Origin of the sequence: Novispirillum itersonii (assembly GCF_014205675.1) — a bacterium.
In the GTDB taxonomy this organism is placed as follows: Bacteria; Pseudomonadota; Alphaproteobacteria; order Rhodospirillales; family Rhodospirillaceae; genus Novispirillum; species Novispirillum itersonii_A.
Genome location: NZ_JACIIX010000008.1, coordinates 1 through 20,585 on the forward strand (window position 1 = coordinate 1; position 20,585 = coordinate 20,585).

Below are 20,585 nucleotides of genomic sequence, written 5' to 3' on the forward strand. Positions count from 1 at the left end.
CCCATCCTCAATCGCACCATGAATCCGAACCCGAAGGTCTGACGAGTAGCTCTTGCCCATGATCCACCTCCAAGAAAGGTGAATCACAAAACAGGCCACATGGGAATCACTTTGATTCGGGTTTCAGGCTCGGCGCTCTAGTCTGGCTGGTCCCGGACCCCGTAAAAAACCCCGGCAGTGGATCTGCCGGGGTTTTTCATGACGGTTGACCGTCCGGGGCGTCAGGAGGCGCTGCCTGCTTCTTCCCCGCGCGGGGCTTCGGAGTAGATCATCAGCGGCTTGGCCCGCAGTTCAGCGGATTCGGCGTTAACGACCACCTCTTCAACACCTTCCATCCCCGGCAGATCGAACATGGTATCCAGCAGAATGCCTTCCATGATCGACCGCAGGCCACGGGCACCGGTCTTGCGGGCAATCGCCTTTTTGGCGACGGTGCGCAGGGCGTCCTCGTGGAAGGTCAGCTTGGTGCTTTCCATCTCGAACAGGCGCTGATACTGCTTCACCAGCGCGTTCTTCGGTTCGGTCAGGATCTGGATCAGGGCGGCTTCGTCGAGGTCATCCAGAGTGGCGACCACCGGCAGGCGGCCGACGAATTCCGGGATCAGGCCGTACTTCAGCAGATCTTCCGGTTCCACTTCCCGCAGCAGTTCGCCGGTGCGGCGCTGTTCCGGATCGCGGACATCGGCACCGAAGCCGATGGAGCTGCCCTTGCCGCGCTGGCCGATGATGCGGTCCAGACCGGCGAAGGCGCCGCCGACGATGAACAGGATGTTGGTGGTGTCAACCTGCAGGAATTCCTGCTGCGGATGCTTGCGCCCGCCCTGCGGCGGCACGGAGGCAACGGTGCCTTCCATGATCTTCAGCAGGGCCTGCTGCACGCCTTCGCCCGATACGTCGCGGGTGATCGACGGGTTATCGGACTTGCGGCTGATCTTGTCGATTTCGTCGATGTACACAATCCCGCGCTGGGCACGTTCGACGTTGTAGTCGGCGGCCTGAAGCAGCTTCAGGATGATGTTTTCGACGTCTTCCCCGACATATCCCGCCTCGGTCAGGGTGGTGGCATCGGCCATGGTGAACGGAACATCAAGGATCCGGGCCAGCGTCTGCGCCAGCAGGGTCTTGCCGCAGCCGGTGGGGCCGACCAGCAGGATGTTCGACTTGGCGATCTCGATCTCATTGCCCTTGGCCCCCATGGCCGACAGGCGTTTGTAGTGGTTGTGCACGGCCACCGACAGGACCCGCTTGGCGTGGCTCTGGCCGATCACGTAATCGTCCAGCACCTTCATGATGTCGCGCGGGGGCGGCACGCCGTCACGCGACTTCACCAGATGGGTCTTGTGTTCCTCACGGATGATGTCCATGCACAGCTCGACGCATTCATCACAGATGAACACGGTCGGTCCGGCAATCAGCTTGCGCACTTCATGCTGGCTCTTGCCGCAGAACGAGCAGTACAGGGTGTTCTTGGAATCGCCGCCGGAGGACTTGCTCATTGTATCTCCACTCCATGCAGCGGGCGACCGGAGGGGAGCGGGAAGATCCCCACAGAACCGGCTGCCGCCGCCAGGACAAAGTCTTGCCACGAAGTCGTAGCTTTCCCGCCATGTTAGCCGCTCCTGAGAGCGGGGCACAATCCCTAAATCGTCGGCTTTTTCGCCGTCCTGTCTTTATATCGCCCGATTGGGGGCATTCAGGCGCACGAACAGGCAGGCTGGCGGAAAGGCGCTTGACGATCCTGACCGTTCTGATTTAGGCCTGTGACGGGCTTTCGCCAAGCCTTCCTGTCTGCGAAAAGGGCTTTGCCCACCGTCTTTGACGCATTTTTCGGATTTCCTCGCCTGTCAGGCAGACGCAGGCTGCTCTCACCAGAGGGAATCCCATGTCCACGCCCATTTCTGACCCCGATCTTTTTGCACCGCTGCCCGATGGCCGTCTTGATCCGGAGTGGCTGCGCAAGGCCGCCCGCCGTCTGCTGAAGGATGTGCAGGCGGGGAACCCTGTGGCTCTCCGGCGGATGACCGCCGTACATCCGGCCGGGGTGCCGGAGCCGGTGAAGCTGGCCGATGCCTTATGGGTGGTGGCCCGGGAGGCCGGGTTTTCCAGCTGGCCAAAACTGCGCCGCCATGCGGATCGTCAGGCTTTTCTGCGGCACCGGATCGAGGGCGGGACTGCTCCTGTTCCCGATACGGCGGAGACCCTGCATCTGCGCTGTGGCAGTGATATCCGGCGTGGGTTGGAGATTGCCGGATTCCGGGGCCGGTTCGTGGAATTCTCCGATCCGTTCTGCCATGGCCCGGTTTCGGCCGGAGATGATCTGCCGACTCTGCGCCGGGCCTATCTGCAAGGGGCCTATGGGCTGGACCCCGCCGATGCGGAGGCCCGGGTTGCCCGGTCCTATCAGGATCTGGCGATGGCGCTGGAGGGCGAGGGAGGCCCGCTGGTTCTGTGGTTTGAACACGATGCCTATGATCAGCTGATCCTCGCCTATCTGCTGTGGCGGCTGTGGTGTCACCCGCCCCGGCGGGCCGTGGAGATGATCTGTGTCAGCAGCGTGCCCGGTGTCCCCCGCTTTACCGGGCTTGGGCAGCTGAGTCCGGAGAGCCTGCTGATGCTGTGGGAAACCCGCCGGGTGCCGGTGTCTGCGGTGGTGATGGCTGCCGGGGCTGCCGTGTGGCGCCGGTTTGCGGACGGAGATATCGCGGGACTGGCCCGCATAGCGGCAGACGGTCTGCCCGGGATCCCGGAAATGGCGGCGGCTGTCGCCCGGCATTTGCAGGAACTGCCGGCGGTCGGGTCCGGTCTTGGCCTGACCCAGAGTCTGACCCTGTCGCTGCTGGCAGAGGCCGGAGAGGACGGCCTGACGGCAGGACTGCTGTTCCGGCGGCTGAGCCGTCAGAGGGAGCCGCTGCCGTGGCTGGGGGATATGATGTACTGGCGCGAACTGGCGGATCTGTTGCAGTCGAATCCACCGGTGCTGTCCTGTCAGGGTTCTGGGCATCCGTGGCCGGAGCGCCGTCTGGTGCTGACGGAGACCGGGCGCGATGTTCTGTCCGGGTGGCAGGACTTTATGGTGCTGACCACGGCCCGTAGGTGGTTTGGGCCGGTGGTGATCGGGCCGGGATACCGTGGCCCGCGCTGGGACCGGCAGGGCGGGGTGGTTGTGGTCCGTCTTTGAAAAGCAGAACGGGGGGAGAGCCTGAGACTCTCCCCCGTTTGGAATCCTGATCGCTGAAATCCTGAAAGGAGGCCGATCAGTCGGCGGACTTTTCGCCGGTATCAACCGCTTTCGGGCGTTCCTGAACCACTTCGTCGATCAGGCCGAAGGCCTTGGCTTCGTCAGCGGTCATGAACTTGTCGCGTTCCATTGCCGCTTCCACTTCCTCAAGCGGCTTGTTGCAGTGCTTGGCGTAGATGCTGTTCAGGCGCGACCGCAGGCTGAGAATTTCGCGGGCGTGGATTTCAATGTCCGTCGCCTGACCCTGGAAACCGCCGGACGGCTGGTGGATCATGATGCGCGAATTCGGCAGCGAGAAGCGCTTGCCCGCTGCCCCAGCCATCAGCAGGAAGGAGCCCATGGAGGCAGCCTGTCCGATGCACAGGGTGGCGACGCTGCAACGGATGTACTGCATGGTGTCGTACATCGCCAGACCGGATGTGACCACCCCGCCCGGCGAATTGATGTAGAAGGCAATGTCCTTGGACGGATTTTCCGATTCCAGGAACAGCAGCTGGGCGCACACAAGGCTGGACACCACATCGTTGACCGGACCGGTCAGGAAGATGATGCGTTCCTTCAGCAGCCGAGAGTAGATGTCGAAGCTGCGCTCGCCCCGGCTGGTCTGCTCGATGACCATCGGCACCAGGGTGTTCATATAGACATCATAAGGATCCCGCTCGCGCATTCTTCCGCCTTTCCGAACTGGGCTCCGCCGGAGACCGGCGGGCAAGGATATATCGTCAGGTTTTCCGGGAACCGGGGGCATCCCCCGGAGCGGTCCGGAGCCTGAAAAACCAACTCGCAGTAAAAAACCAAATCTATCAGGGATCAAGCGGCATTCGGTACCACGTATCGGATTTGCCACTGCCCTGATCCATATCTAAGGCAGCTGAGCCGAAAAAAGAAGGGGGCCAAAAAGATCAGGGCCCCCGCCGGATGACGGAGGCCCTGACAGCATAACCGGACGGAACCGGAAACCCCGGGAAGCTTACGCTTCTTCGGTGGCTTCAGCGGTTTCGGCGTCCTTCTTCTTGGCCGGAGCCTTCTTCTTGGCAGCGGCCTTTTTCTTCGGCTTGTCGTCGCCGTCTTCACCTTCGCCGTCGGACTTCACCAGCTCTTCAGCGGTGACTTCCTGCTCGGTGGTCTTGGCCAGCTCAAGGATGAAGTCCACGACCTTATCTTCGTAGATCGGGGCGCGCAGCTGCTCAACGGCGTCACGGTTCTTCTGGAAGAACTCGAACACGGCGCGTTCCTGACCCGGGTAGCGCATGGCTTCCTGCATCACGGCGCGGTTCAGGTCTTCCTGGCTGACCTGAATGTTGTTCTTGCGGCCGGCGTCAGCCAGCAGCAGACCCAGACGCACGCGACGCTCGGCGATGGCGCGGTATTCGGTCTTCAGCTCGTCTTCCGACTTGCCCTTGTCTTCTTCATCCAGGCTGTCAGCCTTGATCGCCTGTTCGATCTGGGCCCAGATGCCGCCGAATTCGGCTTCAACCATGGAGGCCGGAACCGGGAAGGAAACGATCTCGGCCAGCTTGTCCAGCAGGTCGCGCTTCATGCGGCCACGGGCGATGCGGGTGTAGTCGCCTTCGATCTGCTCACGCACGGCGGCCTTCAGGGCGTCAACGTTTTCGAGGCCGACCGACTTGGCGAACTCTTCGTTGATTTCCGGAACCTGAAGTTCCTTCAGCGCCTTGACGGTGACGGCGAACTGGGCGGCCTTACCGGCCAGATCCTGGGCGTGGTAGTCTTCCGGGAAGGAGACGGTGACGGTCACCTGATCTTCGGCCTTGGCACCGATCAGCTGGTCTTCGAAGCCCGGAATGAAGGAGCCGGAACCCAGTTCCAGATCGTAGCCTTCACCCTTGCCGCCCGGGAACTCGACGCCGTCGATGGACCCGACGAAGTCAATCTCCAGCACGTCACCCTTCTTGGCCTTGCGCTTGGAGTCGGTGGCAACGGCAGCCTTGCGGCTTTCGGCGATGCGGGTCAGGGCTTCGTCGATTTCGGTGTCGGCAACCTTCACCACCGGCTTGGTCAGCTCGACGGCAGCGTAGTCGACATCACCGATTTCCGGCAGGGCTTCGAATTCAACGGTGAATTCCAGGTCCTTGCCTTCATCGAAGGAGACAACTTCGACCTTCGGCTGCATGGCCGGAGTCAGCTTGCGTTCTTCCAGGGCGGAACGGACACCGTCCTGCACGGCATCTTCCAGCACTTCGCCCATGACGGAGCCAGCATAGCGCTTGCGGACGATGGCGGCCGGAACCTTGCCCGGACGGAAGCCCGGCAGGCTGACCTTGGCGGAAAGCTCCTGAATACGCCCATCAACCTTGGCGGCAATGGCGTCAGCCGGAACGACAATCTTGAAAGCGTACTTCAGACCGTCGGCGGTGGTTTGAGTGACCTGCATGGAAAATCCCGAATAAAAGTGCTTCGTTGCGTTTCCTGCCGGTCCGTTCCGCCCCGTTTTTTTAAGGGTCAGGGGGGTCGGTTCCGGCGTGTCTGAACAAATGCCCCCCGGGGAAATCCCGCAAGGCAGGGTAACTGTTTTGGTGCGGGCGAAGGGACTTGAACCCCCACGGACAAAGCCACCGGAACCTAAATCCGGCGCGTCTACCAATTTCGCCACGCCCGCGTGCGGCACCGGGATGCCTGACAGACAGGCGCCCGGCGCCCGAAAGCCGCTGACTGGAGGGGAGGACCGGACCAGAGCCCTGCGGAGCCGCCGGATTTATACCCGGCCATACAACGCAGGACCCGGCCGCCGGGACTCCGGCCGCCAGAACCCACATGACATAGACAATACGCTTCTCCGGGGCAACAAAAATGAATCCGGCTCTGTCAGCGCGGTCAAGGAAGGCGCGAAACAGTGCCGTCGTGGTTCGCTTTTGCCGTCCGGAACCGGGCTGGTAAGGGGAATTCCCTGACCGGGGTGCGGGTTTTACCGTTTCTGTAAGACAGCGATGGCAGGCAAGTGGAGATGATATCCCTACTTACATTGTGATTAAGACGAAATAACACCATTTTTTTTATTAAAATTTAGGTGTACATCTGCGCCAGCTTCATTAGGTCTGCGGGGGCAGACCATGGGCATGGCAAAAACCCCGGGCAGGGGTGCCTGAAGGCAAGGGGAAGGAGTTCACCGCAATGCATCATGCGATCGATCACGCTGACAGCCTCGACCGGGCGGGGCGGCTCGCCTATTTGCAGATTGACCCGCAGACGCGGGACGCTCTGCTGGAGATCCGGCCGTTGCTGGAGCGCCACATCGACAGCGTTCTGGACGCCTTTTACGGATACATCTTACAGAACCCGGAGCTGAAAAGCCTGTTCGCCGATGAAAACCGGGTCATCCATGCCCGGTCCATGCAGAAAAAGCACTGGCTGGATAATGTCTTCACCGGCGATTTCGGTGACGAATACATGCGGCAGGTGGTGATTATCGGCCGGACCCATGAGCGGATCGGGCTGGAGCCGCGTTGGTACATCGGTGGTTACTGCTTCACCCTCAATCGGATTGTTGAGCTGGTTCAGCAGACCTACCGGAAGAAGCCGGAACGGAGCGCCCAGATCCTGACGGCGGTTAATAAGGCGGTGATGCTGGATATGGATCTGGCGATCTCCGTCTATATTCAGACCGCACGGGAAACCGCCGCCGAGACCCTGAACGGGCATGCCGGTGTGTTTGAGCGCGAAGTGCATGGCATGGTCGAGATTGTCGCGGCTGCGGCCACGGAGTTGCAGGCAACATCGCAGAGCATGGCGGAGACTGCCGAGGCCACCAGCGCGCAGGCCAGTGTCGTCGCCAATGCTGCCGAAAATGCCGCGGTCAATGTGCAGACCGTGGCGGCCGCCGCTGAACAGCTTCATGCGTCGATCAGCGAAATTTCCCGTCAGGTAGCCGATTCCAGCAAGATCTCGACCGATGCGGTGCAGGAAGCCGGGCGGGCCAATGATCTGATCAACAGTCTGGCCGAGGCGGTGGACAAGATCGGTCAGGTGGTGCGTCTGATTTCTGATATCGCCAGCCAGACCAACCTGCTGGCCCTGAACGCCACCATCGAGGCGGCGCGGGCCGGGGAAGCCGGGAAAGGTTTTGCCGTCGTGGCTAACGAGGTGAAGAGCCTTGCCAACCAGACCGCCAAGGCCACCGGCGAAATTTCGACCCAGATCTCTTCCGTGCAGTCCGCCACCAAGGATGCGGTGACGGCGATTCAGGGGATCGGCGGCACGATTGTGCGGATCAACGAGATTGCCACCTCGATCGCCGAAGCGATTGAGCAGCAGGGGGCAGCCACCCGGGAAATTGCACAGAATGTGCAGGAGGCCTCCGGGGGCACCGCAGAGGTCACGGGAAATATCTATCAGGTGACCGAGGCTTCCAATGAAACCGGCCTTGCGGCGCGGGAAGTGATGTCGGCATCGCATCAGCTGTCGCAGCAGTCGGAACAGCTGAAGGCGCGGGTGGATGACTTCCTGCGCAGCATCCGCGTCGTCTGATTCAACCCTGTTTTTTCGGACCGTCTTTCCAGACCGTCCCTCTGTTCTGCCACCGCCGCTCCGGGGTTCCGGGGTGGCGGTTTTTTTATGTCAGTACACAGGGATAGGGCCGGAACCCCGATGGGTTTTCCGGATTGAAGCGGGTTTTCCGCCCGGGGGCAAAGCGGCTGGGAAACACCACTTTGACCATTCCATCCACAGGAAATATGCTTTGGATCTGGCGTTTCCTTTGTATCTGCCTATATCACAGCGTAGAGTAAGGGTGCCGAAATCGTTTTTTGGTGTGCGGATGCCGCTTTTTTACGGTTCCGGTGCTGTATTTGGCGTGGCGCGATGCCTCCAAGAGGGTTGCAGCTGCCTGAAAGAAGAGGTTCAGAGTGGTGACGGGTTCTTCTCAGACCTACCCGGTCCTGCCGTTGCGGGATATCGTCGTCTTCCCCCACATGATCGTGCCGCTGTTTGTCGGCCGCGAGAAAAGTGTGCGGGCGCTTGAAGACGTCATGAATGACGACAAGCAGATCCTGCTGGTGGCGCAACGCAACGCCTCGCAGGATGATCCGGCGCCGCAGGACATTTACGACGTGGGCACGGTCTCGACCGTGCTGCAACTGCTGAAGTTGCCCGACGGCACCGTCAAGGTGCTGGTGGAAGGCGGCCAGCGGGCCAAGATTCTGCGATACACCGACCGCGAGGAGTTCTTCGAGGCCGAGGCCGCCGTGCTGGAGGAAGGGGAAACCGACCGCCGGGAACAGGAAGCGCTGGCCCGTTCGGTGATTTCCCAGTTTGAACAGTACGTCAAACTGAACAAAAAGATTCCGCCGGAAGTGCTGGTCTCGGTCAATCAGATCGAGGAACCGGCCAAGCTGGCCGACACCGTGGCCTCCCACCTGTCGCTGAAAATCGCCGAAAAGCAGGAACTGCTGGAGCTGCCGACCGTCGCCGAGCGGCTGGAGCACATTTTCGGTTTCATGGAAAATGAGATCGGCGTCCTCCAGGTCGAAAAGCGCATCCGCAGCCGCGTCAAGCGGCAGATGGAAAAGACCCAGCGCGAGTACTACCTGAATGAGCAGATGAAGGCCATTCAGAAGGAACTCGGCGAGGGTGAGGAAGGCCGCGACGAGGCCGCCGAACTCGAAGAGCGCATCAAGAAGACCAAGCTGTCGAAGGAAGCCCGCGAAAAGGCGTTGGGCGAACTGCGCAAGCTGAAGTCGATGAGCCCGATGTCGGCGGAAGCGACGGTGGTGCGCAACTACCTCGACTGGATGCTCACCATTCCGTGGAAGAAGCCGTCGCGCCTGAAGAACGACCTGAAGGGCGCGCAGAAGGTGCTGGATACCGATCACTTCGGCCTTGATAAGGTCAAGGAGCGGATTCTTGAGTATCTTGCGGTCCAGCAGCGCACCCACAAGCTGAAGGGGCCGATTCTCTGCCTCGTCGGCCCGCCGGGTGTCGGCAAGACCTCCCTCGGGCAGTCGATCGCCAAGGCGACCAACCGTGCTTTCGTCCGCGTCTCGCTGGGCGGGGTCCGCGATGAGTCGGAAATCCGCGGTCATCGCCGGACCTATATCGGCTCCATGCCGGGCAAGGTCATTCAGGGGATGAAGAAGGCCAAGACCTCCAACCCGCTGTTCCTTCTCGATGAAGTGGACAAGCTGGGGCAGGACTGGCGCGGGGATCCGTCCTCGGCCCTGCTGGAAGTGCTGGATCCGGAACAGAACGCCACCTTCCAGGACCATTACATGGAAGTGGATTACGATCTGTCCGACGTGATGTTCGTCTGTACCGCCAATACCCTGCGTATGCCCCAGCCGCTGCTGGACCGCATGGAAGTGATCCGGCTGTCGGGCTACACCGAGGATGAGAAGGTCGAGATCTGCCGCCGCCACCTGATTCCGAAGCAGATGGATGCGCATGGCCTGAAGAAGACCGAGTGGACCATCAGCGATGCCGCCCTGCGGGATCTGGTGCGCTACTACACCCGCGAAGCCGGGGTGCGTAATCTGGAACGTGAAATCGCCACCCTGACCCGCAAGGCGATCAAAGAGATCACCATGCGGAACCTGAAGAAGGTAACGGTGACGCCGAAGAATCTGGAAAAGTACGCCGGGGTGCGCAAGTACCGCTACGGTGAGGCCGAGATGGAAGATCTGGTCGGCACCGTCACCGGTCTGGCATGGACTGAGGTTGGCGGCGATCTGCTGTCGATTGAAGCCGTGACCGTGCCGGGCAAGGGCAAGTTCACCGTCACCGGCCAGCTGGGCGACGTGATGAAGGAATCGATCGAGGCGGCACGGTCCTACGTGCGGTCGCGGGCGACCAGCTTCGGCCTGAAGCCGACCATTTTCGACCGCAAGGACATCCACGTTCACGTGCCGGAGGGGGCAACCCCGAAGGATGGTCCGTCGGCCGGGATTGCCATGTGTACCGCCATCGTCTCCACCCTGACCGGCATCAAGATCCGTGCCGATGTCGCCATGACCGGCGAAATCACCCTGCGCGGCCGGGTGCTGGCGATCGGGGGCCTGAAGGAAAAGCTGCTGGCGGCCCTGCGGGGAGGCATCAAGACGGTGCTGATCCCGCAGGAAAATGAAAAAGACCTGCCGGATATTCCGGATAACGTGAAGAAGGGGCTGAAGATCATCCCTGTTTCCACCGCTGATGAAGTGCTGAAGCATGCTCTGGTCGAGCAGCCGGTGCCGATCGAGTGGAACGAGGAAGAGGAAGCCGCCGCCGAGCTGGCCCGCCAGAAGGCCAAGGACGCGGACGACGCGGTGATCACCCACTGATCACGCCCTGAGCCTGTGAATGGAAAACCCCGCCGCCCGGATCCGGACGGCGGGGTTTTTTATTGGGCCCGGGTGTCTTTAAAGGACCGGGGTGCCTTAAAGCGGTGGCTCGCCGCCAAGGGCGGTCAGCAGGGCGGCCAGATCGTCCGGCATCGGGCTTTCAAAGCGCATCGGTTCCCCGGTGACAGGGTGGGTGAAGCCCAGAAGCCATGCGTGCAGAGCCTGCCGGGGAAAGGCTTCGGCGGCGGCGCGGGCCACGGGCGGCAGGCCGCGGACCCGTCGCCCGGCCCCATACATCGGGTCCCCGATCAGGCCGTGGCCGATATGGGTCAGGTGAACGCGGATCTGGTGGGTCCGCCCGGTGGCAAGGCGGCATTCGATCAGGGCCACGGCGTCGCCGCACAGGGGCTGCAAGGTGCGGAACCGGGTCAGGGCCGGTTTGCCGCCGCTGCGCAGCAGGGCCATCTTCTGGCGGTTCTGCGGGCTGCGGCCGATGTTCCCTTCCACTTCCCCGGCGCGTGGCAGCGGGCACCCCCAGACGAGGGCCCAATAGGCACGCTCCGCCGACTTATCGGCAAACTGGGCGGACAGGCCGTGGTGAGCGCGGTCGCTTTTGGCGACCACCAGCAGGCCGGAGGTATCCTTGTCGATGCGGTGGACAATGCCGGGACGGCGGACCCCGCCGATGCCGGAGAGACGGTCTCCGCAATGATAGAGCAGGGCGTTGACCAGCGTACCGTCCGGGCTGCCGGGAGCCGGATGGACCACCAGTCCGGCGGGTTTGTCGATGACGATCAGGTCATCGTCTTCATAGACCACGGTCAGCGGAATATTCTGCGGTACCGGCAGGGCCGGGACCGCGGCAGGCAGGTTTACCACGCCCTGCTGTGCGGGTTTGACCCGGACCGAGGGGTCCACTATGGTGACGCCGTCCAGACTGACCTGTCCGTCAAGGATCAGCGCCTTCAGGCGCGACCGCGACAGTGACGGGGCAGCTTCGGCCAGCCATTTATCCAGCCGCGTTCCAGCCTGTTCCGGGCTGACCGGCGGCAGGGTAAAGGGGCCTTCCCCCGGGGGATCTCCGGCGGGGGCGGCCTCTGTATCCTCTTCCGGCAGGTCATCGTCAGCCATATCATCGGCGGCGTAGACCAGATCGTCATCCCAGTCGGCACCGGGCGAACCGGAGGTCGGGGAGGGCTGCGGACGGGTGGGGGGCTTGGATCGGGGCACGGACAGGACTCTGAGTACGGGGTTGCGCGGCAGCAGGGGCTGACCGTCGGCACCCCGGTTTCCGTTGAGGATCGGACCCCTGACATGACGACGAACCGCGATAACGACGATACCGAACAGGACGCTTTCGATCACCAGCATGCCCGGAGGCTGCGGACGGTCAAGACCATTGCCTTGGGCATGGCGGCGTTGATTGTGGTGGGCATCGCTGCTCTTGGCTATGGGATGTATTCCAAGGCCGATAAGCTTGGCAAGCCTGCTGATGCGGCAGCGGTGCCGCCGGTGCAGCCGGTGGCGGGGGTTCCGGTGGCCGGGGCCCCGGCCATGCACGGCCCGGCGGTGACGCTGCCGGTGTTCGGCTCGATCACCCTTGATGCCATGGACAGCGCGGAAATCGTTGATGTCCAGACCTCCGGGACCATCCTGACGGTGACGGTTCTGGAAAACACCGGTCCCAGCCTGCACATCATCGATCTGACTGCCGGGCGGGTTCTGGGGCGGATCAGCCTGAAGGCACCGCAGGGGGTGACACAAGGGATGCCGCAGCAGCAGGGGCAGGCGCCGCATCCGGCCCGGACGCCGGTTCCGGTGCGCTGAGGTCTGATCATGGCGGAGTGTCCGGTCTTCCGGTGGCGGTCTCCGCGATCGGTGCTCTTGCCTGAGGATTCGTTCCGGCTGGTCTGCCGGGAGGCTGCCGGAGCGTTTCCGGCAGAGGCCTGTGGCCTGTTGATCGGGCAGGGGGCGCGGATTGACCGCGTTCTGCCGATGGTCAATCAGGCAGCCGATCCTGACCGTTTTGAGATTGCGCCGTCGGATCTCTTCGCGGCCCACCGTCATGCCCGGGCAGAGGGGCTGGCGGTGACCGGCCACTATCATTCTCATCCCAACGGCCTTGCCGGGCCAAGTCAGCGCGATGCTGAGGCGATTGCCGATCTGTCGGCTTGGTGGCTGATTGTGGCGGTGGCCCCTGATACGGGGCAGGTGACGGGGGTTTCGGCTTGGCATCCATCGGTTCCTCCGGCGGCTGCCGGTTACGGGGGGGGCGATCACCGCGTTGATTACCAAAGAAACCGGGGCTTTCAGCCGGTCTCCCTGCTGATTGTCCGGGGCCTTAAACCGGCGGGAATAAAAAAAGAGAAGGGTTTGTAAAAAGTGTCTTGACGCAGTCGGCCCCAGCGTCTAAAAACCGCTCCTCTTCAGGCCGCGTCCCCATCGTCTAGAGGCCTAGGACACCGCCCTTTCACGGCGATAACCGGGGTTCGAATCCCCGTGGGGACGCCACTGAAGAGACTGGGAGAAATCCCGCCCCGGCAGGGTTATGCACCATCTGCGGTCTGTCCCCATCGTCTAGAGGCCTAGGACACCGCCCTTTCACGGCGATAACCGGGGTTCGAATCCCCGTGGGGACGCCACCGCAGGATGGAGCAAAAACTGACCGGGACCGCACAGGCCGCGTCCCCATCGTCTAGAGGCCTAGGACACCGCCCTTTCACGGCGATAACCGGGGTTCGAATCCCCGTGGGGACGCCACCTGAGCGTCTGATTCGAGAGTTGCGCTAATTTTCGACTCTATTTTTATGGGCTGCCGTATGGCGGCCTTTTTTCTTTTACGCACCTGCGATACTCTATTTCCCCCGCTGCATGACCCCGGGTGGCTTTCCGCTGCTGTGGCGGTCCACCCCGGTAAACGCGTACCCCGGCCTGCCGGTCAATCCGACCGTCTCCCGGCGCGGCGGGCGTTATAAGGGGAGGGTGTATGCGCTTCGGTTACACGATTGTTTACGTCAGTGATGTTCCTGCCTCTCTGGCTTTCTTTGGCCGGGCCTTTGGGGTGGAAACGCGGTATCTGCTCGATAGCTCGGATTATGGTGAGCTGGCAACCGGCGAAACCGTTCTCGCTTTTGCCGCCCATACTGTGGCAGCAGGGCTTCTGCCCGCCGGATATGTTGCCGCAGACTCTTCGGAAAAGCCTTTGGGCATGGAAGTGACGCTGATCACCGATGATGTCGGGGCCGCCTATGATCGGGCGATGACCGCCGGGGCGGTTTCGCTTCACCCTCCGACCCTTCAGCCATGGGGGCAGACGGTGGCGCATCTGCGCTGTCCGGATGGTCTTCTGGTGGAACTCTGCACGCCGATGGCACCGCCGGAGTGACCCGGCTTTCGCTGAGGCCCTGCGTCTCCGGTTCTGTTTAATTTCCGGCAGGGGCGCACTAACTCTTGCGCAGCGCGGCGCAGCCTCTATATTGGGGGTGCCGGGCTTGCCCGGCTATGATGCTAAACCCGTCACGGAATAGACGTTACGGACCCGGGGGCGGTACCCGGCGTCTCCACCAAATTTTCTGCCTGCCCTGTCTACAGGGCCTTGCAAAGGGCAGGAAGCATGGGGACGAAACAGGATCGACGTGCGTAGTAAAGGTTTCGGCTGTATCCGGCATGGTATCCACCGTCATCGGGCCAATCACAACAAGTGCCAACGACAACGTTGAACTTGCCGCTGCCGCTTAATTGCCGGTAAGCGCGGTCCGGGGGGCACCGGGCAACAGAAGCCCCCCACTTTATTCTGGCTGACACTGTCTTTTGGGGTAAGGCTTTCAGGCTGACCGGAAAGCAGATGAGGCTGGCACAGCAGGCCCGCAGCAGGGCGCTGCCCGATGCCGCCGGATGTTCAGCTGTGTGGTTTCCGGCCGCCGCTGTGTGCCTGTGCTGAGTGTGCCCGTGGCAACGGTGGATCCGGCCCGGGTTTTCGGCGTGGCGGTATGTGCCACGCCTTATCAGGCGGAGTGGTGCAGGTGGATACACCGGGTATTCAATATGAAATGTTGGTGGAACGGGCGCTACGCGGCGTTCTGCGTGATGCGTTGCGTCTGGTTGTGGCCAGCGGACTGCCGGGGCAGCACCACTTTTACATCACATTCCGGACCACCCATGCCGATGTGGCGATTCCGCCGCGCCTGCGGGCCCAGTATCCGGAAGAGATGACCATCGTCCTTCAGCACCAGTATTGGAATCTGGAAGTGCATGAGGACTGGTTCTCTGTCGAACTGTCGTTCCAGGGCAAGGCGGAGCGGCTGGTTGTGCCGTTTGAGGCCGTGACCGGCTTTGCCGATCCGCATGCCCAGTTCGGTTTGCAGTTTCAGGGCGGTCTGGCGGCGGATGCCGATCTCTATGACGACGACGACTTCGACGACGCTGAAGATTTTTCCGATTCGCCGTCCCTGTTTGAGGCCGACAATGCCGACGAGGTGGTGAAGGACCGGAATGCTGCGGATGCGTCCGACAGCAAGGTCGTGACCCTGGACGCGTTCCGGCGCAAGTAATGGCGGTATCTGTCCTGATTGGTTTCAGGGGATTACCGGCTATATTGTAATCCATTGAATATTTACATATGCGGAGATCGTTATAAACGAACGGTCTCCGCATTTTCATTTGTTTTGGCACACACGGAAAAAGTGGGGTATAACCTTCGAACAAATATAAGTCCTTCGTCGATTTGTATAAAACAAACGTCTTATAACCGTAAGGTGCGGACACAAGGCAAATCGATTAAGATCCTCAAAGGTTTGGGGGTCCGCCACCGGTCCACGGCGGGGAAGAGCTGAGAACAGCCACTAAAAAGGCTGGACCGCGCAAAGGGGGAGACCCGGCCGGATCGTGCAACGGCAGAACGCACGACTCACGGCCGGTCTTGGCACGGGATGCATGCGGCAGACGGAGGGGGATCTCCCTGCGGCATGCGGAAACGGGGAGGAGCGCTGACGATGTCGAGCGCAGAACTGATTCTCGATCAGGCATTGGCGGCACCCACGGGCGGAAAGTCCGGGGTTGAGCGGCTGAGAGAAGAACTGCTGTCGAAAACGGCGGATGTTCTTCACCGCATGGCAGACCGCATTTATGCGGCTGATCTGATTGAGCCCGAGGTCTCGGCACTGGGGCCACGCTTCGGTCTTGATAACATGCTGAAGACTTGCCTGCGCCATGCGGAAAGTGGCGGTGGCGTCAGCATTGTGCCGCTGCACCTTTATTCCCTGCAAGAACTGAAGCTGGCGTTCGGAACCGAATGGCCCCGCCTGTCTGCAAAAGCAATGAAGGTGGTGGAAATCGTCCTGCGGAAGCGCCTTGGTCCGGCGGATACGTTCCTGCGCCATGCTGACAATGCCTTTGTCGTTTATATGGGCGGAGAACACGCCGAGCAGGCGCCGCAGCGTGCCAGCCGTATTCTCGGCGAACTGCGCCAGAACCTGCTGGGGCCATCGACCCCGCAGGGAAAATCCTTTGGCATCCAGCTGGAGCGGGTGACGTTCGGCGATCTGCTGTCAAAAGGAATTTCACCGGAGCCTGCGCCGGTGGCGGATACGTCTCTGGCGGTGGCGGTCAGCGCCCCGCAGGTGGAGCTGTCGGTGGGAGAAGTCGCTGCCCGCCTGCACAAGCAGTTGTCCTTCAGCTTCTCTCCGGTCTGGGCTCCGGGGCAGGAGATGGTGACCGGCTATCAGGCCCTCGCCCGGCGGCATACTGATTATGGCATTTACCGTGGGAAGTGGGTGCTGAACGGCGGGTACGAAGATCCGTTTTCACTGGGTGTTGATCTGCGGATCATTGAAGCGGTGGCGCAGCAGATCACCCGTCTGAAGGATCTGCCGACCCTGCCGAAACTGTCCCTGCCGCTGCATAACCGCTCCCTGTTGGGCCGGAACCGGGACCGGATCCTGCAATCACTGGATAACAATGTACCGAGAGCCCTGCGGGCCGGAGTTGTTCCGGAGATTGTCGGGATCCTTGATGCCCATCCGCTGACGCTGCTGCCTGATACGATTGCGGAACTGCGGGCCCTGTTCGGTCAGGTGCATGTGCGGATCCTGCATGGCGGGCTGGAAGCCATTGCCCCCCATCTGGGGCGGGCCGACGGGATTGGGATTGATATGAACGAACTGGGCCGCCATGGGGCGACGGCGTCACAGCGGCGTCTGGCGCTGAAGGAGTTCGGCGCGGCGGTCAAGGCACTGAAGGTTAAGGTGCCGCAGGACCGCTATGTGTGGGATCTGCATTCTGCCGGAGAAATTAAACTGGCGACGGCGGAAGGTTTCACCATCATCTCCGGCGCTGCCGTGGGGATTGAGGATGCGCAGCCCCGGGCCCCGTTCGGTCTGGCCGCAGATACGATCGGCCTGAAGAAAGGCGGAAAGTCCTGAGGGTGCTTTGAAAAACCCTCTGTCGTGGCAAAGAACAGAAAGGGGCGCATGACGCCCCTTTTCTGTGTCCGGACGGAAGGGATCAGGCGTGCTCGAGCTCGATCTTGGGGCAGCGGTCCATGATCACCGTCAGTCCGGCAGCCTCAGCCCGGCAGGCGGCGGCATCATCCCGGACTCCCAGCTGCATCCACACCACACGGATCTTCCGGCCTTCGGGCAGGGTTTGGTTCAGGCCGATGATCTCGTCGGTCAGGGCGGCGGCGGCGTCAGAGTTCCGGAAGATATCGACCATATCAATCGGGTCAGGGATCGCAGACAGGTCGGCGTATACCGTTTCCCCGAGAAGGGTCTGCCCGGCCAGACCGGGATTGACCGGGATCACCCGGAACCCCCGGCCCTGCAAAAACGCCATCACGTGATAGCTGGGGCGGTCTGCCTTGGCGGAAATCCCGATCAGGGCAATGGTCCGGACGGCCCCCAGGATGATCCGGGTATGCCCGTCCGGGTAAGGCACCGGGGCATCGGCGGTAAGGGCGGCATGGGAAAATGCGGGCAGAATCACGGGGTGGCCTCCGGTCTGTGGGGGCACCAGTGTAGCGGATTGTGCCAGATTACAGAACCAGCCGTCCGGGGTCGTCGATCTGATGCCCCAGCATATCCAGACCTTCGGTCAGGTAGTCGGCGGCCAGCGGGGTTCCGCACAGATAATCGGCGCCATCCCGTTCCTCCAGAATCTCGGTGGCAGCCTGTCGGGCCTCCTTCCAGCTGTTGCGGGCATAATCACCGCGCCCGACCCACAGGAGAGCGACCAGAGTTGCCATCTGCTCGGTATTCAGCAGGGACAGGGCACTGTGCAGGTCGTCATAGGGGGTATCTTCGCTGCCGCAGGCGGGAAGGTAATCACTCTCGAGATCGGGAAGCTGGAGGGTGTCGTCCGCCGGTTCCGGATGTGTATCAATGGCGGCGTCAAACTCTCTGGCTCTGGCGATGATATAAGCCAGAGTGGGGCCGGAAATGTTCAGCGGAACTGCCGGACGCTCCGATGCCGGAGAGAGGATCTGGCGGGCAGGCCGGAGGGGGAACGGATGAGGCTGGCGGTCACGCATGGCGGCGGCTCCGGTGCGGCAGGAATGGCACGGACAGGCGCTTCGGCGCAGGGGCACACTTCTGTGCGGTTTTTTCAGCGGGGCTGGAGCATGTTCCAAGGCAGCGGGCTGCGGTTCAACGGAACGTGTGCTTCCGTAAAAGTCAGCGCACGTCCAGCAGCAAAGCCGGTGTCCATCTCTGCTGGAAACGCCCCCGGCGTGACAGAACCGCCGGAGACCGGAGAACAGTATGGCACCTTCCTGTCCTGAAAGACAGGGCGGCCAGAAAAATTTCAGCGTCCGGTCAGCGGATCCCGAGATCATTCTAAACTGGGAAAGACCCGGCCGGGTGTCAAAACAGCTTCCTGATCAGACTGCTAACACCGGGACCGGCGAAGAGTATGCCCCCGGCGGCAGGGGCTGTTCTAAATTAGAGTGATTTGAATGTTTGATCTGCCTCAATGTACCCACATCCCTTGTAGGGAATAGTGCGAACAGGGAGCAGGCCAGTCCCGACGGACTGTATAAATCACGGCCGCCCCATCCTGTGAGAGCAGGATGTATTATATCTTTCAATGAGTTGGTGTTCCGGTTGGTTGGCCGGTTTCCCGTGCGCCTGACAGGCGGATGGCAGGCGGAGCCGTGCCCGTTCCGGACCCGGGAGAGGAGAGCGCATGATGAAAACGATGATCTGGGGACCGGTAATGGCGGCAGGGGTGGCCCTGCTGACGGCGGTGACGGTGGCGCAGGCGGCGGCCCCACGGACCGATGAGCCGATTCAGCCGTTGCCCGCCGTTAAGGCCGGGAATCCGGCATTGGTGGAGCTGGGCAAGAAGCTGTATTTCGATCCGCGTCTGTCCAAGTCCGGTTTTATCTCCTGCAATTCGTGCCACAACCTGTCGATGGGCGGGACCGATAACCTGAAGACCTCGATCGGCCATAACTGGCAGAAGGGTCCCATCAACGCCCCGACGGTGTTGAATTCCAGCCTCAACCTTGCCCAGTTCTGGGATGGCCGGGCCGCTGACCTTCAGGCGCAGGCTGGCGGGCCAATTGCCAATCCGGGCGAAATGGCCTTCACCCACAAGCTGGCGGTTGACGTTCTGGAGTCCATTCCGGGCTACGTGGTGGATTTCGGCGCGGTGTTCGGGGTGGGCAAAATCACCATCGAAGAGGTGACCAAGGCGATTGCCGCCTTTGAGGAAACGCTGGTGACCCCGAATTCCCGTTTTGATCAGTGGCTTCAGGGGAATGACAAGGTTCTGACCGCCGATGAAAAGGCCGGGTATGAGCTGTTCCGCGACAGCGGCTGTGTGGCCTGCCACAACGGCCCGGCGGTTGGTGGCAATTCCTTCCAGAAGATGGGGGTGGTTGAACCCTACAAGGCCTCCAGCCCGGCGGAAGGCCGGGTGGCGGTGACCAAGGATGAGGCAGACCGCTTCAACTTCAAGGTGCCGACCCTGCGCAATGTGGAAATGACCTATCCGTACTTCCACGACGGCGAGGCGGCAACCCTGCCGGAGGCGGTGGAAACGATGGGGCGGATCCAGCTCGGCCGTGTTTTCAACAAAGAGGAAAACGCCAAAATCGTCGCCTTCCTGAAGACCCTGACCGGTGACCAGCCGGATTTCAAGTTGCCGATCCTGCCGCCGTCGTCAGACGCCACCCCGCGTCCGACGCCGTTTGAATAAGCAGGGACGGGTGTAAGAGGCCACCCGGTTTCCGGGGCAGTCTCAGCCCCCGCACCAGACTGGCTCGCGCTTGCCGAGGAAGGCGTCAATCCCTTCTTCGGCATCGCGGGCCATCATGTTTTCCGCCATGACCCGGCTGGCATAGGCATAGGCCTCCGCCAGCGGCTGTTCCAGCTGACGGTAAAAGGCTTCCTTGCCGATTTTCAGGGTCAGGGGCGATTTCCCGGCGATGGTTGCCGCCATCGCGGCGACATGGGCATCCAGTTCCTCCACCGGCAGGGCGGCGTTGATCAGGCCGTGGCGCACGGCATCCACCGCCAGCACCGGCTGCCCGGACAGCAGCATTTCCATCGCCGCTTTGCGGGGCACGGCCCGCGACAGCGCCACCATCGGCGTGGAGCAGAACAGCCCGATGTTGACCCCCGGAGTGGCGAAGCGGGCGGTATCGGCGGCATAGGCCAGATCGCAGGAGGCGACAAGCTGGCACCCGGCGGCGGTGGCAATACCGTGGACCTTGGCGATGACCGGCTGGGGCAGATGCACAAGGCTCATCATCAGGCGGGAGCACTGCTCAAACAGCGGCAGGTAGTCGCTGGTGTCCAGCCCCCGCACTTCTTTCAGGTCATGCCCGGCACAGAAGGCCGGTCCGGCCCCGGTCAGCACCACCACCCGCACCGACCGGTCGTCGCCGATGCGGTCCAGTTCCGCCTGCAAGGCTGCCATCATCGGGCGGGACAGGGCATTCCGGGCCTCCGGACGGTTCAGGGTCAGGGTGCAGATGCCGTCAGCATCGGCGCGCAGCAGCAGGGCAGACATGGATAGAATCCTCCTGATCATTGGCCGTGATTTTGGCCGTGATTTTCTGGCCCGGCTTGACGCTG

General features: G+C 62.0%; 16 protein-coding genes, 4 tRNA genes and 1 other RNA gene. 13 read left to right on the top strand and 8 right to left on the bottom strand.

Features of this window, described 5'->3' with window-relative positions; genetic code table 11:
- Window positions 1–221: 221 nt before the first annotated feature.
- Entirely contained in the window at window positions 222–1,496 is a 1,275-nt protein-coding gene (gene clpX, locus FHS48_RS11250) for an ATP-dependent Clp protease ATP-binding subunit ClpX (RefSeq protein WP_184263666.1), read from the bottom strand.
- A 386-nt stretch (window positions 1,497–1,882) separates the two neighbouring features.
- Between clpX and FHS48_RS11255 the strand changes: the two genes are divergently transcribed.
- A complete protein-coding gene (locus FHS48_RS11255) occupies window positions 1,883–3,178 on the top strand; it encodes a DUF1835 domain-containing protein (RefSeq protein WP_184263667.1) in 1,296 nt (431 codons plus the stop codon).
- 76 nt (window positions 3,179–3,254) lie between these two features.
- Here FHS48_RS11255 and clpP read toward each other — a convergent pair whose 3' ends face one another.
- The 3 genes from clpP to FHS48_RS11270 all read right to left on the bottom strand — a co-directional run bounded on the left by clpP (window position 3,255) and on the right by FHS48_RS11270 (window position 5,858).
- A complete protein-coding gene (gene clpP, locus FHS48_RS11260) occupies window positions 3,255–3,905 on the bottom strand; it encodes an ATP-dependent Clp endopeptidase proteolytic subunit ClpP (protein WP_311769123.1) in 651 nt (216 codons plus the stop codon).
- A gap of 303 nt (window positions 3,906–4,208) precedes the next feature.
- A complete protein-coding gene (tig, locus tag FHS48_RS11265) occupies window positions 4,209–5,633 on the bottom strand; it encodes a trigger factor (protein ID WP_184263668.1) in 1,425 nt (474 codons plus the stop codon).
- A 140-nt stretch (window positions 5,634–5,773) separates the two neighbouring features.
- A tRNA-Leu gene (locus tag FHS48_RS11270) sits at window positions 5,774–5,858 on the bottom strand.
- Window positions 5,859–6,370: 512 nt separating this feature from the next.
- On the opposite strand from FHS48_RS11270, the gene FHS48_RS11275 reads away from it, so the two are divergent.
- Window positions 6,371–7,723, top strand: a complete 1,353-nt coding sequence (locus tag FHS48_RS11275) for a globin-coupled sensor protein (protein ID WP_184263669.1) — start codon at window positions 6,371–6,373, stop codon at window positions 7,721–7,723.
- 377 nt (window positions 7,724–8,100) lie between these two features.
- Complete coding sequence (gene lon / locus FHS48_RS11280) at window positions 8,101–10,509, top strand: endopeptidase La (protein WP_184263670.1); 2,409 nt, start codon at window positions 8,101–8,103, stop codon at window positions 10,507–10,509.
- Between the two features lie 96 nt (window positions 10,510–10,605).
- On the opposite strand, the gene FHS48_RS11285 is transcribed toward lon, so the two are convergent.
- Window positions 10,606–11,880: an RluA family pseudouridine synthase gene (locus FHS48_RS11285; protein WP_311769124.1), complete on the bottom strand. Its 1,275-nt coding sequence runs from the start codon at window positions 11,878–11,880 to the stop codon at window positions 10,606–10,608.
- Between FHS48_RS11285 and FHS48_RS11290 the strand changes: the two genes are divergently transcribed.
- The 9 genes from FHS48_RS11290 to FHS48_RS11330 all read left to right on the top strand — a co-directional run bounded on the left by FHS48_RS11290 (window position 11,824) and on the right by FHS48_RS11330 (window position 16,928).
- Window positions 11,824–12,336 (top strand): hypothetical protein, encoded by a 513-nt coding sequence (locus FHS48_RS11290; protein WP_184263671.1) that lies wholly within the window; start codon window positions 11,824–11,826, stop codon window positions 12,334–12,336. The two genes, FHS48_RS11285 and FHS48_RS11290, sit on opposite strands and share 57 nt — an antisense overlap.
- Before the next feature lie 51 nt (window positions 12,337–12,387).
- Entirely contained in the window at window positions 12,388–12,888 is a 501-nt protein-coding gene (locus FHS48_RS11295) for a M67 family metallopeptidase (protein ID WP_221443477.1), read from the top strand.
- Between the two features lie 56 nt (window positions 12,889–12,944).
- Window positions 12,945–13,020: transfer RNA gene (locus tag FHS48_RS11300), tRNA-Glu, on the top strand.
- Between the two features lie 55 nt (window positions 13,021–13,075).
- A tRNA-Glu gene (locus FHS48_RS11305) sits at window positions 13,076–13,151 on the top strand.
- 42 nt (window positions 13,152–13,193) lie between these two features.
- A tRNA-Glu gene (locus FHS48_RS11310) sits at window positions 13,194–13,269 on the top strand.
- Between the two features lie 226 nt (window positions 13,270–13,495).
- Window positions 13,496–13,894 carry a VOC family protein gene (locus tag FHS48_RS11315; protein WP_184263673.1) on the top strand — a complete coding sequence of 133 codons (399 nt, stop codon included), beginning with the start codon at window positions 13,496–13,498 and terminating at the stop codon, window positions 13,892–13,894.
- A 61-nt stretch (window positions 13,895–13,955) separates the two neighbouring features.
- Window positions 13,956–14,297: a transfer-messenger RNA gene (ssrA, locus tag FHS48_RS11320) on the top strand.
- A 234-nt stretch (window positions 14,298–14,531) separates the two neighbouring features.
- Complete coding sequence (locus tag FHS48_RS11325; protein ID WP_311769125.1) at window positions 14,532–15,059, top strand: SspB family protein; 528 nt, start codon at window positions 14,532–14,534, stop codon at window positions 15,057–15,059.
- 441 nt (window positions 15,060–15,500) lie between these two features.
- On the top strand, window positions 15,501–16,928 hold the full coding sequence (locus FHS48_RS11330; protein ID WP_184263675.1) for a hypothetical protein: 1,428 nt from the start codon (window positions 15,501–15,503) through the stop codon (window positions 16,926–16,928).
- Window positions 16,929–17,010: 82 nt separating this feature from the next.
- On the opposite strand, the gene FHS48_RS11335 is transcribed toward FHS48_RS11330, so the two are convergent.
- Window positions 17,011–17,490: a CoA-binding protein gene (locus FHS48_RS11335; RefSeq protein WP_311769126.1), complete on the bottom strand. Its 480-nt coding sequence runs from the start codon at window positions 17,488–17,490 to the stop codon at window positions 17,011–17,013.
- A gap of 49 nt (window positions 17,491–17,539) precedes the next feature.
- Window positions 17,540–18,034 (bottom strand): DUF3775 domain-containing protein, encoded by a 495-nt coding sequence (locus tag FHS48_RS11340; protein WP_184263676.1) that lies wholly within the window; start codon window positions 18,032–18,034, stop codon window positions 17,540–17,542.
- Window positions 18,035–18,687: 653 nt separating this feature from the next.
- Here FHS48_RS11340 and FHS48_RS11345 point away from each other — a divergent pair.
- A complete protein-coding gene (locus tag FHS48_RS11345; RefSeq protein ID WP_221443478.1) occupies window positions 18,688–19,704 on the top strand; it encodes a cytochrome-c peroxidase in 1,017 nt (338 codons plus the stop codon).
- 42 nt (window positions 19,705–19,746) lie between these two features.
- Here FHS48_RS11345 and FHS48_RS11350 read toward each other — a convergent pair whose 3' ends face one another.
- The gene (locus FHS48_RS11350; protein WP_184263677.1) at window positions 19,747–20,520 is read right to left on the bottom strand and encodes an enoyl-CoA hydratase; all 774 of its coding nucleotides are present in this window, start codon (window positions 20,518–20,520) and stop codon (window positions 19,747–19,749) included.
- Window positions 20,521–20,585: the final 65 nt, after the last annotated feature.

Coding starts and splice junctions, on each gene's coding strand:
- clpX (WP_184263666.1), bottom strand. CDS start 1,496: ATGAGCAAGTCCTCCGGCGGCGATTCCAAGAACACCCTGTACTGCTCG.
- FHS48_RS11255 (WP_184263667.1), top strand. CDS start 1,883: ATGTCCACGCCCATTTCTGACCCCGATCTTTTTGCACCGCTGCCCGAT.
- clpP (WP_311769123.1), bottom strand. CDS start 3,905: ATGCGCGAGCGGGATCCTTATGATGTCTATATGAACACCCTGGTGCCG.
- tig (WP_184263668.1), bottom strand. CDS start 5,633: ATGCAGGTCACTCAAACCACCGCCGACGGTCTGAAGTACGCTTTCAAG.
- FHS48_RS11275 (WP_184263669.1), top strand. CDS start 6,371: ATGCATCATGCGATCGATCACGCTGACAGCCTCGACCGGGCGGGGCGG.
- FHS48_RS11290 (WP_184263671.1), top strand. CDS start 11,824: ATGACGACGAACCGCGATAACGACGATACCGAACAGGACGCTTTCGAT.
- FHS48_RS11285 (WP_311769124.1), bottom strand. CDS start 11,880: ATGCTGGTGATCGAAAGCGTCCTGTTCGGTATCGTCGTTATCGCGGTT.
- FHS48_RS11315 (WP_184263673.1), top strand. CDS start 13,496: ATGCGCTTCGGTTACACGATTGTTTACGTCAGTGATGTTCCTGCCTCT.
- FHS48_RS11330 (WP_184263675.1), top strand. CDS start 15,501: ATGTCGAGCGCAGAACTGATTCTCGATCAGGCATTGGCGGCACCCACG.
- FHS48_RS11340 (WP_184263676.1), bottom strand. CDS start 18,034: ATGCGTGACCGCCAGCCTCATCCGTTCCCCCTCCGGCCTGCCCGCCAG.
- FHS48_RS11345 (WP_221443478.1), top strand. CDS start 18,688: ATGATGAAAACGATGATCTGGGGACCGGTAATGGCGGCAGGGGTGGCC.
- FHS48_RS11350 (WP_184263677.1), bottom strand. CDS start 20,520: ATGTCTGCCCTGCTGCTGCGCGCCGATGCTGACGGCATCTGCACCCTG.